Source organism: Streptomyces sp. NBC_01549 (assembly GCF_026339955.1).
Lineage (GTDB): Bacteria > Actinomycetota > Actinomycetes > Streptomycetales > Streptomycetaceae > Streptomyces.
Genome location: NZ_JAPEPW010000004.1, coordinates 637,493 through 651,048 on the forward strand (window position 1 = coordinate 637,493; position 13,556 = coordinate 651,048).

The window sequence follows — 13,556 nt, forward strand, 5'->3', positions numbered from 1 at the left end:
GAACAGCACAAACTCAGCCACCACACTCGGTTTCGAGAAGCCCTCTCAGTCGACGAGCTCTACGACTACGTCCACGAGCAGGTACGGCAGCGCATCGCCGGCCAGACCCCGACGCTCAGCGTGGACAGCGCCCAGGGCACGATCTACCTGGCACGAAGCCCACGCCACGCCGACGTCGACCGCCTCGCCGAGATGCGATCCGCCGTGGTCGACTCCCAGCCCTGGAAACGCATTGGCTCCCTCCATCTCGTGGAGCAGCTGCTCGGCAGCGTACGCGAGCCGACCCGGGACACGGCGCAGGCGGCGCTGCTCGGGCTCATCGCGGACGGTGACCGCGAAGTCGCGCGGCGAGCACGGCAGTTGTGGCACGACCGGGACCTCGACCAGCTCGTGTTCACCGACCGCTACCGGGCGCTGCTGGGCAGCTGTGGCACGCTCGCCGGGACCGCCCAGGAGCGCCTCGTGAACGGCCTGGTCCAACTTGAGGTCGCCGAACGGATCGAGGCGTTCGAGGCGGCCGTGGCCGCGCTGGACACGCGGATCGGCCGGTGGAGCCAGCGGGAGGTGTTCGTCGTGGCCGACTCCAGCTTCTACATCCAGAACGAGGTGAAGCTGGCCGACGTCGACTTGCACGAGGTGCTCGACGTGCCGCGCTGGCAGTTCGTGCGCCTGCTGTTCCCGATCGTGGTGGTCGACGAGCTGGACGACCTCAAGGACGCCAGCAAGCAGCGGGCCCGCTGGCGTGCCGCCCACACGCTCGGTCTCCTCGACGGGGTCCTCAACGGCGGCAGCCACGGGGTCCTGCATGAGGGGGAGCACACCGTTCAGGACGGCGAGACCTGCGGCAGGGTCAACGTGGAGATCGTCCTCGATCCTCCCGGCCACGTGCGCCTGGACCGCCCCGATGTCGAGATCATTGACCGGACGGTGGCCATCCAGGGCCTGGCTGGCCGCGACGTTCGGTTGCTGACGTGCGATACGAGTCAGCACACCCGGGGCCGGGCCGCCGGGCTGCAGGTGTCCAAAGTGGTGACGAAGGACCCCGGGGACGAGCCGGACTGGTCGGCCCCGGACGGGTCTGGCACTGGCGTCCGCGCGCAGCGGCGCGCCCGACAGGCCGAAGCCGAGGCTCCTACGGTCAGTTGAGAAACGAGGACCACGGCAGTAACACTGCGCTAGACGCCACCTGACGGTAGTTAGCGACGTGGCCGCACCGCAGCTGATGGGGATTCTTGGAAACGGCTCTGGCACAGATCTTGGTTCTCATCTACGCAGCCAGCTTGGGAAGCTCGTGTGGTCCCACGCCAGTTGCCGTACTGACCTGCGCCCAAGGCGGGCAGTGCCTCGAGGGCTCATTTCCGGTGATGGCGATCTCGTCAGTCCGTGCAAGGTGAGGCTGAGGACCTCGAAGGAGAGATCCTCGGCCTCGTCCGCCGGCTGGCTCCCAGCTCCTGGAGATGTCTGGCGTCGGGCCGATCACTGCCGCACAGGTTCTGGTCGGATGCCGCTGAGGACGGCGCTCAGCCCGCCTGTTCCTGTTCCTGATCCGCGCCGGTTGCCGGCGGGACCACTCGGAGCTTCGCCATGGGCTGCACCCAGGACAGGTCCATGCCCTCGAGTTCGACGACGGTGCTCCAGCCGGGGGTCATCTCGGTGAACTCTCCGAATGGCTCTCGGTACATCCGGAGTACCCGGGCCGGGGGAGTCCCGTCATCCGGTGGGCTGTCCACCGGGAGCACCGAATCGCCCGGGAAGACGCTCCGCCCCAGACTGATGCAGCGGGCGTGACAGACCACCCTATGCGCCGAGGGCCGCTCGTACATGATCTCCACTTGCAGTAGTCCCACAGGCTCGGTGCTACTCATGCTGAGGATGCCTCCATCCGGGGTCAGAACCAACTGTCGGCCGCTGCAAGGCTGAAGCCTGCCGACTCCCGACAGGGTGGCCACAGATAGCGAGGTATCGTGGTCTAGCTAGGAGCGTGTCTGAGTAACGGGCAACTGGCCGGGAGGTCGTGATGGGCGGGATCGGTCGTGGTCGCTCGGTCAGCGCCTGTGGGGCCGATGAGCGGGTCGGTCGGAGGGGGATTTCGGCCCGCTGAGGCCGGTGTGGCCGGATGGTCAGCCGGCCAGGACGGCGAGTCCTGCGGTTCCGGCGTGTCGGAAGATCTTGCGGAGGTTGTGGCAGGCGGCCAGCAGTCGCCACTCGCCGCGGGCTCCGTCCTCGCCGCGGAGGAGGAGTTGGCGGCCGTTCTGGCAGGTCATGATCTGGCCGAAGACGGGTTCGACGATCGCTTTGCGGCGGCTGTAGGCGGCCTTGCCGGGCTTCGTCCGCAGTGTGCGGGCCATGCGCTCCTTGAGGGTGGCGCTGGCGGGGATGCGTCCGCGGGGTGCGGGCGGGACCTGTTCGTCGTGGCCGAGTCGGCCGGTGGCCATGAACGTATCGGTGCCGCAGGCGAGTTGGCGCTCTTTGGAGGCCTGCAGGTTGGTCTCGGAGCAGTAGCCGGCATCGACGAGGGCCTGCCCCGGGTGGACGCCGGTGTTCTGCGCGGACTGGTCGAGCATCGGGGTGTAGTTCAGCGCGTCCGAGGCGTTGGTGGTGATGTCGGCGGCCGTGATGACCTGGTGCTCTTCATCGACGACGGCCTGGGCGTTGTAGGCCTGGATGTAGGCGCCGTCGCTGTTCTTCATGATCCGCGAGTCGGGGTCGGTGAAGTTGGCCTGGGCCTTGGGCTTGGGCCGGGCCTTGGCTGCTGCCTGCTCGCCCGCGTCGGTGACGGCCCGCTCGTCGCTGGTCCCGGCGCGTTCCTGACGGCGGCGTTCCTTGTCTTCGGCGTGAGCGCGGGCCTTGTCGGCGGCCTCGGTCTCGATCTGCGCGCGGGCGGCCTGCAGCCTGGCCAGGCGCTTCTCGCGCCGGTCCAGCTCGGCGGGCAGGTCGGCCTCTTTGCCGTCCACGCCGAACCGGGCATCTTCGGCGGTATCGACTGCTTCGGCGTCGTCCAGCAGGGACCGGGCCGTGGCCTCCAGGGCGGCGATCTCGGCTTCGATCTGCTCTTCCTTGCCGATCAGGCGGCCGTAGCTCATCGCCTTGTGCTTGGATGCGCTGGCCTCCAGCTTGGTGCCGTCCAGCGCGACGCGGCCCATCTTGACCATGTCCAGCTTCCGCGCCAGGTGCAGCGACTGCAGGAACAGGCCGGCGAGCGCGTCCAGGTGGCGGCGGCGGAACCGGGCGATCGAGCGGAAGTCCGGAGCCTGGTCGGCGGCCAGGAACCGGAACGCGACGTCATCGACACACTTACGCGTGATCGCCCGCGAGGAGCGCACCCCGGTGGTGTAGCCGTAGATCAGCAGCCGCACCATCAGCCGCGGATCGTAGGGCGGGTAGCCGCGCTTTTCGGTGTAGTCCGCCAGGATCGGCGACAGGTCGAGCACCTCGTCGACCAGGTCGGCAACGAACCGGGCCAGGTGATCCTCGGGCAGCCAGTCGTCCAGCGACGGCGGCAGCAGCAGGACCTGGTGCGGGTCGAACGCCCGGAACGTCTTGTCCACCGCCGCCGGACGACCCTGCGGCTGCTCCTTCTCACCCGGCTCGATCTCGAACAGACCATCCCGATCACGCATACCGAGATCATCCCGCATGAATGATCACGAACCGCAAGCGGGGTGTCCGTTACTGAGACACGCTCCTAGTTACTCCAGTGCGACTTCGTGATCTAGCTAGGCGTCGAGGTAGTGGTAATCCCCATCCGGGAGGCCGATCACTAGGCCGCCGTTGTGGACCCTCCACTCGCTCATGCCGTCGACGTCGTGGCTGACCAGAAACAGCCCCCGGGGCCTCTCGTCGTACTCGTCATCCTGGTAGGAGGCCGGGATCTGGGCGATCTGACGCAACCTCTCCTCGAACCAGTCGAGGGACACCGCGCGGATGTAGCCCCCGTAGAAGGCCCACCTGACGCCGTTGTACTGCCGAGCGGGGAAGGCCCAGCCCCCGCTGTAGGTGCGCGCAACCGGTCCGAGGCCGGCCGTTCGCACCACCTCTGCAAAGACGTTCAGCATCCCTCGTGACAGCGGATCCAGCTCCGCCGGAGGCTTGACCTGTTCGAAGTAGTCGGAGGCGACAGTGTCGTACGACTCTCGGACGGCGGCGAGGTAGGAGAGATCAGGCATGCGGGCGACTCTAGTGAGGCCCCGCAGCCCACGTGATCACTTTCTTAGTCCGGAGAAGTGCCCCGGCCATTGCCGACGCGATCAGCCGTCGCATGAAAGAGGCCGGCGCTGCTGTCGCGGTCACACACCACCACATCGACTGGCCGCCGGTCCCCCGCAAACACCCCCGGCCCAACTGCCCGTTCTGCGCCATCATCCATGACGGCGCTCCGGCGACGACCGTCCGCGAGTGTCGGAGGGATCTTAATGTCAGTGGCCAGTTCAGATTCCCCACCGGCGGCCACCTGACAGGGAGCTATCTGGCCGCGCCCCCTCACCTTCCGTGACTACCGGATCGGAACCATGCCGGCGACCTGTCTCCGACGAGGCGGTGCCCCCAGCATCCACAGAAGCGGCCTGACCGGGCCCGTGGAAACGCGTGCACCGGGCCGCGGAGCCTTCCTCGACCGGGAGCGTCGCCTGCCACTGCAGTTGGTTGAATGCCTGGTCGGCATCGGCTACGGCCTCGGGGTGGACGTCCTGGGCGGTTCGACCGTCGGCGATCTTCTGAAGTACCGGAAGAGGGTCGGCTTGGAGATCTCGGCCGCCGCGGCGATGTCGTTGACCGAGACGCGGTCGAAGCCGCGCTCCAGGAACAGCGAGACGGCCGCGCCGCTGATGGCGTCGCGCGTCCGCTCCTTCTTGCGGGGCCCGCAGTCCCGTCGACTCGCTCATCTGACCACCGTAACGTTCATGACCGGGTTGCTTTTTTAACTGAGTAACGTTTCCATGGGTGGTATGAATCAGACAGACACTCCTCCCGTGCTCGTAACCGGGGCGACGGGCCGGGTCGGCCGCGCAGTCATCGACCAACTCCTCGACGCGGGCGTGCCGGTCCGCGCCCTCACCCATCGCTCCGAGGCGGCGGCAACGCTGCCGGCGAAGGTCGAGGTCTTCACCGGCGACCTCACCGTGCCCGAGTCGCTCGACCCGGCATTGAATGGCGCCGGTGCGGTCTTCCTCGTCTGGACCGCCCCGCCTCAGACCGCCGCGGCAGTCGTCGAGCGGCTGGCAGCCCACGTGCGGCGGGTCGTCTTCCTCTCCTCCCCGCACCAGACGCCGCACCCCTTCTTCCAGCAGCCCAATCCCATGGCGATGCTGCACGCCGACATCGAGCGGCTCATCGCGGCCACCGGACTCGAGTCGACGATCATCCGGCCGGGGATGTTCGCGTCGAACTCGCTGGCCTGGTGGGCGCCCGCGATCCAGGCCGGCGAGGTCGTCCAGTGGCCTTACGGCGCTGCCGAGACGGCACCGGTCGACGACCGCGACGTCGCAGCCGTCGCGGCGCGGACGCTCTATCAGGACGGATACGCCGGAGGCGACTACGTCCTTACGGGCCCCGAATCGCTGACCCAAGCCGCGCAGGTGGACGTCATCGGTGACGCCCTGGAGCGCCTGATCGCATTCGAGGAGATGACGCCGGACGAGTTCCGAAGCCTGTCGGAGGGTACGGCGCCCAGCTCGGTCGTCGACATGCTGCTCGCCGCGTGGAGCGCGGCGGTCGGACAGCCCGCGTACATCACCACTGCGGTGGCCGACATCCTCGGGACGGCGCCGCGAACGTTTCGCCAGTGGGCCGCCGACCACGTCACCGCGTTCACGGAGGGTTCGGAGGGTTCGTAACCTCGTCGACCGCGACCTGTGCCCCCGCCCCTCAGTCCGCCGTCGCCCCGGCCCCCGCCAAGGTGTGGCTCGGGTCCGACAGGTACAGCGCGACGGCGTCCGCCTTGAACTCGGGCGAGTAGACCTTCATCACCATAAGAGATCCCTCCTACCCGGCCCCTGCCGGGGCCGGGCTCAGAGGTGTCCACCACTCGGGGACAGAGCCCGGACGCTGTCGTTCAGGGCCTGACCACCTGCTGGAACTCCGGTCCGGTGGAAGGCCGTGTCAATCACATCAAGATGATCAAACGCCAGATGTTGGGACGAGCCAAGCTCCCCTTGCTCCGCAAACGTGTCCTCCTGACGGCAGCAGGAAACAGGAGGACACCGCAGCCGAGTGTCAGACCGGTGCGTCATGCTCACCGGCATGAACGAAGACGCCTTCTGGCAGCTCATCGAAGACTGCAGACCCACGGGACCGCACCCTGACGCCGAACGGCTCACAGCTGAATTGACCGACCGCCTTGCCCGGTCCCCACTGTTCGTGGTCACCGGCTTCGCCGAACAGCTTTCGTGGACGCTCTACCGTCTGGACCGCAAGGAACATGGAGAGGGCCTGTCCGGCGACGCCTTCCTCTACACACGCTGCGCGGTCGTTGCCGCTGGCCGCACCGCGTTCGAAAGCGTCATGCGAGACCCTGCGGATTTTGTCCCGTACGCCACCGGCGACATCTGGGCCGAGAATCTGCTCTACACACCGGACCATGCATACGAACGCATCACCGGCGAGAAATGGGACCGCAACACCCGCTACTCCTATGAGTCGTACTCGAACACCGCGGGCTGGACTGGCTGAACGCCGTCTCTCACTTTTGATGACGAAGTCGAACCACCTTGATTGTCCTCACGGAATATGTGCCTGATCCTTTCAAGGCTCTGGCCGCAGTTGCGTGAACCGGTCCTGGTTGTCAGTCGCGCCTACCCGGTCCGTGCAGTCGATTTGGCGCCGGTCGACAGGGGGATGCGGAAAGTCTCGGCGACCGTGATATTGGCAGCCGTCATGACCGCCATGGCGCCTGCCACGACGGGGTGCCCCACTCCGTACAGAGCGGCGGCGCCACCACCGAGCACCAGCGCCTTCACCACCAGGACGAGCACAAGCCGCGGTCGCCACCGCGCCCGGGGTGCCGCGAACAGCCCCCAGACCACGACGGCTAACAGGGGTGTCCCCACGCCTAGCAGGATCCGGAGGGCACCCTCATGCCCCGCACCGAATCCCCACCAGCCCAGAAAGCCCAGCGCGGCAAGTTCCAGCAGAAACGCCACGGCTTCATTCGCGGCATACCAGGGCCGCGCATCGAGCCCGGCTGCACCACGACTGCCCCCCGCCATGTTCCCTCCCGCTGCTCCGTGTCCCAGCATGACACCGCGGTCAGAGCGTAGGCGCGGCAATCATGGAACTGCGGACAGAGCCCTGAGCTTTCAACGAGCGCCATCACTCGATCGTAATCGGGTCGCTGTCGTTCTGGGCTTGCTGATACAGATGTGCGATGGCAGGCGACGACTCCGGTGCGTTTCAGGCAGGGCAGTCGGGACTCATCGTGAGGGTCCCCGAGGCAGAACCTGCTGTTCGAGCGTGGCGTGACCGGCTGGACCCCTCAGCCCGTGCGGGTGTTCCGGCCCATGTCACCATCCTCTTCCCGTTTCTCGACGAGAGCCGCATCGACGACGGTGCTTGCGCTGCCATCGGAGAAGTGATCGGGCGTCACCGGCCCTTCGAGGCCCGGTTCGAGCACTGCGGTCGATTCCCGGGGATCTTGTATCTCGTCCCCGAACCGGACATCCCGTTCCGTCGGCTCACCGAGGCGATCGCGGACCGGTGGCCGGAGACCCCGCCGTTCGGCGGGCAGTTCGACGAGGTCGTCCCGCATCTGACCATCGCCCAGGGGCAAGACGATGCCGTGCTGGAGGAGGCCGAGACCGACCTTCGCAGCCGGCTTCCCGTCACTGGCCGTGTGTCGTCGGTCGATCTGATGGTTCACGACGGAACAAGGTGGCAGCAGCGAGCGTCGTTCGCGCTCCGGTGATCCCTCTGTTGGTCATCGGTCAGCGGCCGCTCTGCTGGGCCTTGGTAGGTGGTCGACCACACTGGCTCGATCGGCGGGCCGACGTGGGCGAGCACGTCCAGGAGGGCTTGACGGCGCTCCACGTATGGACGCGGCCGCAGGTCAGGGGTGCCCGCCCCGGGATGGGCCAGGGCGTCGAAGGCCACGTACGTCGCGGGGTGCCGGGCGGCGAGCTCCCGGGCCCGGCGCGGCCCGGAGAGTGCGCCGGACTGCGCCGCCTCGAAGCTGATTTGCGCGCTGCCGTCGTTGTCGGCGACGTACACCACCGCCTCGCCGTCCAGGATCACGCCGGGAGGCAGGCGCATGGCGGCAACCGCCAGGTCCCTCCAGAGCGCGGTGACGTCGCGGCCGGTTCTGGACTGCAGCCGGACACCGTCCTCGGTCCGCCACAGCACGGTCCTGTGGCCGTCGTTCTCCAGACTTTGACGTGTCTCATGAGACACATGCCAGACCGACACGACGGCGCCTGGGCGAGTGCGTCTCAGCCCGCGTCTCCTCTCCGAGTTGGATGGATCCAGGCCTCCGGCCCCTCGGGCACAACGCTCAGCCCCACACGGTTGACCGTAGGAATCGACACGATCATCGACACCGTCTCCGTCGCAGACCTGGACGGCGGCGGCCAGAAGGACGACGTGGACATCCGCTTCCACACCACCGAGTCCTTCCCCTTCGCCCAGGCCACCTGCCAATTCACCGGGTCGCCCACCATCTCCTCCTGGAACGCAGGATCCGTCCGCTTCAAGAACTTGGCCCCCGGAAAACACCAGGCGAACATCACCGCACGAATCCAGACGCCCGGCGGCCTCTACACAGACCTCACCCCGCGCTGGCACCTCCGCAGCCGCGGGGGCGGCGGCTGCGCCGCACAGCTGTACGTGACTCCACAGGCATGCGTCACCACTCCGGCAACGTGCAGTCTTCCGGTGAGGGTCGGAGGCGTGCTGGGAGACGCCGCGGAGCGCGTTGGCGTCGTCGGGAAGTGGGCCGCTCTGGGGGCTCATGGGCTGGTGGGGCGCGGGGTTGTCGTGGAGGTCTGTGATGCCCCGACCGCTGTGGAGTGGCGCCATTTCTTTTGGTCTGGTGACGGTCCTTATCTAGATCCCGAGGGTATCTGCCCAGGTCAGATGGTCTTGGCTGGCTGGCTAAGGGACGTAAGGCCAGTCTCGTCAATGCGGCTCGTCAACCGAGAGCTGGCTGCGGGACCGTTGAAGCGGCTTCCCGGGCAGTGCCGCCCGCCAAGGAGCACGACGCAGGCCCCGGGGCAGCAGTCCGCCGACGCGGAAGGTGCCCCGCGCATTGGCCACGGCAGGACCAGGCCCCGAGCGCGGCGCCGGCCCCCGATCTGCCCGGCGGCCTGCATCCGCTGCGCGACCGGACGCGGTCGAAGAGATGTGAACCCCGTGCGGTTAGCCATCACCGCCGGGCCGTCCGTGCGGTGACGTTTGCACTGGTCGTGTGTCACGAACGCTGAAGGAGGCGTCGATGTAGGAGCTTCTGGAAGCGGTGCTGTGCAGGAGATGGAGGTAGGTCCTCCGGGGTCGCCCTGCAGGGGGAGGCTTCAAACCACCGCAGGCTGCGTCGGTTAAGTGCCGTTCGTGGTGAGCGCTGCGGGAAAAGGCGCGACCTGATCGCGTCAGGTGTGGGTCAGGAAGGCGAGCGGGAGCGAACCGCTGATGACGTGTCGTAACAAATTCCAGTGGCGTCGAAACCAGGGCGAGACCAGGGCTCTGGGACAAGTCCGGGGGGAGCCTGCTGACTGCCCGGATGGCGTCCGGCATGTAGGCGGCGCGAGCCTGACCTGGGCTCTTGCATGGAACGTGAGAACCTGTCGCCCCGATACTGCTGCCGGCCCGTGGGGCCGGCGCCGAGAGGGAGATCCCCAAGCGGCCAACACCGCAAGGGGCGGAGTACTGACGCGGGGCACGGGGGCAGACCGTCTCGTAGTAGTGACGAAGCCCGGTAATGCGGGTGGAGCGAAGGGGACGGATCATCCAGGTCTGCTTGGCGGTCAACCGGAGTTCCCGGGAGGAGCCGGATGAGTGGGCTGAAGTCGTTCGAGATTTCGAAGCATGTGGTCTGGGAGGCGTATCTCAGGGTCAAGGCGAACGGGGGAGCGGCCGGGGTTGATGGCGAGTCGATCGAGCGGTTTGAGGCTGACCTGCGGGGCAACCTCTACAAACTGTGGAATCGCCTGTCGTCGGGCAGCTACTTCCCGCCGCCGGTGCGGATGGTGGAGATCCCCAAGTCTGGGGGATCGGGCAAGGTCAGGGTTCTCGGGGTGCCGACGGTCGCGGACAGAATCGCGCAGACTGCGGCGGCCATGGTCCTGGAGCCGGAGGTGGAACCGATGTTCCACCCCGATTCTTATGGATACCGGCCGCGCAGAAGCGCGCTGGACGCGGTCGCGGCCTGTCGGGAGCGGTGCTGGAGGACGAACTGGACGGTCGATATCGACATCCAGGGGTTCTTCGACAACCTCGACCACGACCTGGTCCTCAAGGCGGTGGCCCACCACACCGACCAGCGGTGGATTCTGCTGTATGTGGAGCGCTGGCTGAAGGCTCCGCTGCGGCACAAGAGTGGCGAACTGGTCGCGCGGGATCGTGGGAGTCCCCAGGGCTCGGCGATCTCGCCCCTGTTGGCGAACCTGTTCATGCACTACGCGTTCGACACCTGGATGGATCGGGTCTTCCCGGGTGTCCGGTTCGAGCGCTACTGCGACGACATGGTGGTTCACTGCCGCACCGAGGCCGAGGCGCACCAGGTGCGTCAGGCGATCGGCCAGCGGCTGGCCGAGTGCGGGGGCTTGCGGCTGCATCCCGACAAGACCCGCATCGTGTACTGCAAGGATGGCAAGAGGCGTGGTTCGTACGAGCACGTCTCGTTCACCTTCCTCGGGTACACGTTCCGCTCGCGGAAAGTCCGGTCGAGGACGGGGAGTTACTTCTTCGGCTTCAACCCGGCGATCAGCGACGAGGCGGCCAAGCGCATCCGGGCACAGATCCGCCGATGGCGGCTGCACTTGCGCAGTGGGTCGTCCCTGGCAGACCTTGCACGGGAGATCAATCCCGTCGTGCGGGGATGGATCAGCTACTACGGGCGGTTCTATCCGTCCGCGTTGGTCCCGAGCCTGAAGGGCATCGATCAGTATCTGATGCGATGGGCCGTGCAGAAGTACAAGCGGCTCCGGCGTCGCCGGAGCCGGGCATGGCAGGGCTTGGAGAAGACCGCCAAGCTCTACCCGGGGCTCTTCGCCCACTGGAAACTCCTCCGGCCTCGAACGACCGGGTGATGGGAGCCGTGTGAATCGAGAGGTTCACGCACGGTTCTGAGAGAGCCGGGAGGTGAGATCCCTCCCGGCTACTCGCTACCGGCTCGTAGGGTGCTGGGAGCCATCACGTCGGCGGAGAGCGTGGCGGCGGGTGCGGTAGGCGGCTGGTGAGCGCTCCGGGCTGCTGCTGGTCCGGCACGGGGGTGCGGGCGGGCCGCCACACGGGTGGGTGCGGCGACCGCAGGTGGGATCGGCTCGTGGTTCGGGTCAGTCAGTCCGGAGCAGGGCGTGCAGCTCAGCAGTGTCGATGATGTGGGCCCGTGAGGGGAAGACTTTGTGGAGCAGGCCGTTGTGGACTTCGGTGTCTGGGTCGGCGACGCCGTCGGACAGGACGTAGAGCTGGTAGTCGCGGTCAGCCGCGTCGATGACGGTGGACAGGACGGCGCCGCTGGTGCTGATGCCGGAGACGACCAGAGTGGTGATGCCGCGCTCGCGCAGTTGCTGGTCGAGGTCGGTGGTGGACATGCCGCCGTAGCGGATTTTGCGCACGGTGATGTCGCCGTCCTGGGGAGCCAGGCGCTCGTGGATGGCGGTGGCAGGGTCCTCGTGGTGCATGACGCGGTGTTGGGCCAGCGGGGCGAAGGACTTGTTGGCGGCCGGGATCGCATCCCAGTCGGCGTCGGTGAAGCCGACGCGTACGTAGGCGATGGTGCCGCCGTTTGTGCGAACGTCGGCGATGGCCCCTTCCACGCGATCGAGCAGGGCTTTGCGGTTTCCGTCTTCGGGCAGAACGGCCAGGATCGCGGGTTGGTAGTCCATGACGAGAAGTGCGGTGTGCGCGGGGTCAAGTGCGGGGGCAGTGCTCACGTGAGTGTTCTCCTGGCGGGTGATGTGCGCCTGGTCGAGGCGGACGCGTATCGGCGGACCAGCTGCGGCCTGCGGGGCTTCAGCGGCGAGTTGCGGTGTGTCATGACTGGCTATGAGCCAGTTCCGGCTCGTGCTGCGGCGTGTGGTCGTCGCGGGGAAGCAGGAGCGGGGTGGTCAGGATGAGCAGTCCCGCGACCGTGAGAGCGGTGCGTGGGCTGGTGACGTCGGCGAGCAGCCCGGCGAGCGCGGTGAGGATGGCGATGGATGCCTGCTGGCCGATCGACCAGGCCGACAGGGTGCGGGCGACGAGATGTTTGGGGGTGTGTTCGAGCCGGTAGGTGGCGAGCACCGGGGTGTACAGGCTCATGTTGATGATGATCGCCAGTTCGACGGCTATCACGGTGACGAGGCCGATGATGCCGGGACGGACGAAGGCCAGGCCGATCAGCCAGATGGCGCGCAGGGTGCCGACGGTCCGGAAGACCCAGTGCCGGCCGAAGCGGGCCACGACACGGCGGGCCAGTCGGGAGCCGATGAGACCGCCGACGCAGGGGGCGGCGAAGGCGAGGCCATACTGCCAAGGTGGGAACCCGAGCTGGCGAAGGAGTAGCACGGCCAGCAGCGGCTCGGTGGCCATGATCAGACCGCCGACGAGCACTTGGTTGAGGTAGAGCGCCCGCAAACCGGGATGGCGCAGGATGTGTCGCCAGCCGTCAAGCACCGCGCCCGCCCGGACCGAGCTCTTATCGGTTGTTCGCGGCGCTTCTTCTCGGCCGCGAATCGCGGTGATGCCCAGTGCAGAGAACAGGTAGCTGAGCGCGTCGGCCACCACGGTGGTGACCGGCCCGAACAGACCGATCGCCGCCCCGCCCAGAGGTGGCCCGACCGCGATGGAGCTCCAGTTCGTGGACTCGAACCGCGCGTTGGCGACGAGCAGGTCGTCCGGCCGGACGAGGGCCTTGAGGTAGGCGCCGCTGGCCGCGTTGAACGCGATCTTGGCTGCGGCGACCACGGCCGAGATCACAAGCAGCTGGACGAAACTCAGCCGACCGAAGGCGTAGGCGACGGGGATCGTCGCCATGGCCGCAAACCGGGTCAGGTCCATCGTGATCATGACCGGGCGCTTGCGCCGGAACTCCACCCATGGCGCGAGTGGCACCGCGATCAGCGCGCCCATCGCAGGCCCCACCGCGGGCAGCGCGGACACCTCAGCGGGGCCGGCATGCAACGCCAGCACGGCGATCAGCGGCAATGCCCCGAATCCCAGCCCGGACCCGTACGCGCTCACCGCGTATGCCGCCCACAGCCAGCCGAACTGCCGGCCCAACGGTCTCCTGCCCATCATGCTCAGCGCGCTCCCCTTGGCGAACCACACGAACAAACTGACGTTGACCTGTGAGAGCTAAGCGGGCTGGAGAACAGCAGGTCAAACAACTGTCATGCCAGATATCCACAACCATCCGTTGTTCGCTAAGGTGGGTC

General features: G+C 67.4%; 11 protein-coding genes and 2 pseudogenes. 5 read left to right on the forward strand and 8 right to left on the reverse strand.

Annotated elements, in window-relative coordinates:
- The first annotated feature begins 120 nt into the window (after positions 1-120).
- Entirely contained in the window at positions 121-1,146 is a 1,026-nt protein-coding gene (locus OG819_RS53765) for a PIN domain-containing protein (RefSeq protein WP_266657214.1), read from the forward strand.
- A gap of 374 nt (positions 1,147-1,520) precedes the next feature.
- On the opposite strand, the gene OG819_RS53770 is transcribed toward OG819_RS53765, so the two are convergent.
- The 4 genes and pseudogenes from OG819_RS53770 to OG819_RS53785 form a co-directional block, all read right to left on the reverse strand.
- A complete protein-coding gene (locus OG819_RS53770) occupies positions 1,521-1,865 on the reverse strand; it encodes a hypothetical protein (RefSeq protein WP_266657216.1) in 345 nt (114 codons plus the stop codon).
- 255 nt (positions 1,866-2,120) lie between these two features.
- Positions 2,121-3,602, reverse strand: coding sequence for an IS1182 family transposase (locus OG819_RS53775; RefSeq protein ID WP_266652810.1), 1,482 nt, complete (start codon positions 3,600-3,602; stop codon positions 2,121-2,123).
- A 399-nt stretch (positions 3,603-4,001) separates the two neighbouring features.
- A pseudogene (locus tag OG819_RS53780) lies at positions 4,002-4,166 on the reverse strand (SAM-dependent methyltransferase); the annotation flags it as partial.
- A 548-nt stretch (positions 4,167-4,714) separates the two neighbouring features.
- Positions 4,715-4,880 (reverse strand): annotated as a pseudogene (locus OG819_RS53785) (TetR family transcriptional regulator); the annotation flags it as partial.
- 63 nt (positions 4,881-4,943) lie between these two features.
- On the opposite strand from OG819_RS53785, the gene OG819_RS53790 reads away from it, so the two are divergent.
- Together OG819_RS53790 and OG819_RS53800 are read left to right on the forward strand one after the other, a co-directional pair.
- Positions 4,944-5,831, forward strand: a complete 888-nt coding sequence (locus OG819_RS53790) for an NAD(P)H-binding protein (RefSeq protein ID WP_266657218.1) — start codon at positions 4,944-4,946, stop codon at positions 5,829-5,831.
- A 406-nt stretch (positions 5,832-6,237) separates the two neighbouring features.
- On the forward strand, positions 6,238-6,666 hold the full coding sequence (locus OG819_RS53800; protein WP_266657222.1) for a DUF4240 domain-containing protein: 429 nt from the start codon (positions 6,238-6,240) through the stop codon (positions 6,664-6,666).
- Positions 6,667-6,788: 122 nt separating this feature from the next.
- On the opposite strand, the gene OG819_RS53805 is transcribed toward OG819_RS53800, so the two are convergent.
- Positions 6,789-7,202, reverse strand: coding sequence for a YrdB family protein (locus OG819_RS53805; RefSeq protein ID WP_266635814.1), 414 nt, complete (start codon positions 7,200-7,202; stop codon positions 6,789-6,791).
- A gap of 158 nt (positions 7,203-7,360) precedes the next feature.
- Here OG819_RS53805 and OG819_RS53810 point away from each other — a divergent pair, with 158 nt between their 5' ends.
- Complete coding sequence (locus OG819_RS53810) at positions 7,361-7,897, forward strand: 2'-5' RNA ligase family protein (protein WP_266635812.1); 537 nt, start codon at positions 7,361-7,363, stop codon at positions 7,895-7,897.
- Here OG819_RS53810 and OG819_RS53815 read toward each other — a convergent pair.
- Complete coding sequence (locus OG819_RS53815; protein ID WP_266657224.1) at positions 7,849-8,379, reverse strand: hypothetical protein; 531 nt, start codon at positions 8,377-8,379, stop codon at positions 7,849-7,851. The genes OG819_RS53810 and OG819_RS53815 overlap by 49 nt on opposite strands.
- A gap of 1,592 nt (positions 8,380-9,971) precedes the next feature.
- On the opposite strand from OG819_RS53815, the gene ltrA reads away from it, so the two are divergent.
- The gene (ltrA, locus tag OG819_RS53820) at positions 9,972-11,228 is read left to right on the forward strand and encodes a group II intron reverse transcriptase/maturase (RefSeq protein WP_266649880.1); all 1,257 of its coding nucleotides are present in this window, start codon (positions 9,972-9,974) and stop codon (positions 11,226-11,228) included.
- A gap of 246 nt (positions 11,229-11,474) precedes the next feature.
- Here ltrA and OG819_RS53825 read toward each other — a convergent pair whose 3' ends face one another.
- Both OG819_RS53825 and OG819_RS53830 read right to left on the reverse strand, forming a co-directional pair.
- Positions 11,475-12,074, reverse strand: coding sequence for a cysteine hydrolase family protein (locus tag OG819_RS53825; protein WP_266635807.1), 600 nt, complete (start codon positions 12,072-12,074; stop codon positions 11,475-11,477).
- 100 nt (positions 12,075-12,174) lie between these two features.
- Positions 12,175-13,419, reverse strand: coding sequence for an MFS transporter (locus OG819_RS53830; RefSeq protein WP_266657226.1), 1,245 nt, complete (start codon positions 13,417-13,419; stop codon positions 12,175-12,177).
- Between the last annotated feature and the right edge of the window lie 137 nt (positions 13,420-13,556).

Excerpts from the sequence above, each read along its gene's own strand:
- OG819_RS53770 (WP_266657216.1), bottom strand. The coding sequence starts at position 1,865 with ATGAGTAGCACCGAGCCTGTGGGACTACTGCAAGTGGAGATCATGTAC.
- OG819_RS53790 (WP_266657218.1), top strand. The coding sequence starts at position 4,944 with ATGAATCAGACAGACACTCCTCCCGTGCTCGTAACCGGGGCGACGGGC.
- OG819_RS53800 (WP_266657222.1), top strand. The coding sequence starts at position 6,238 with ATGAACGAAGACGCCTTCTGGCAGCTCATCGAAGACTGCAGACCCACG.
- OG819_RS53805 (WP_266635814.1), bottom strand. The coding sequence starts at position 7,202 with ATGGCGGGGGGCAGTCGTGGTGCAGCCGGGCTCGATGCGCGGCCCTGG.
- OG819_RS53810 (WP_266635812.1), top strand. The coding sequence starts at position 7,361 with ATGGCAGGCGACGACTCCGGTGCGTTTCAGGCAGGGCAGTCGGGACTC.
- ltrA (WP_266649880.1), top strand. The coding sequence starts at position 9,972 with ATGAGTGGGCTGAAGTCGTTCGAGATTTCGAAGCATGTGGTCTGGGAG.
- OG819_RS53830 (WP_266657226.1), bottom strand. The coding sequence starts at position 13,419 with ATGATGGGCAGGAGACCGTTGGGCCGGCAGTTCGGCTGGCTGTGGGCG.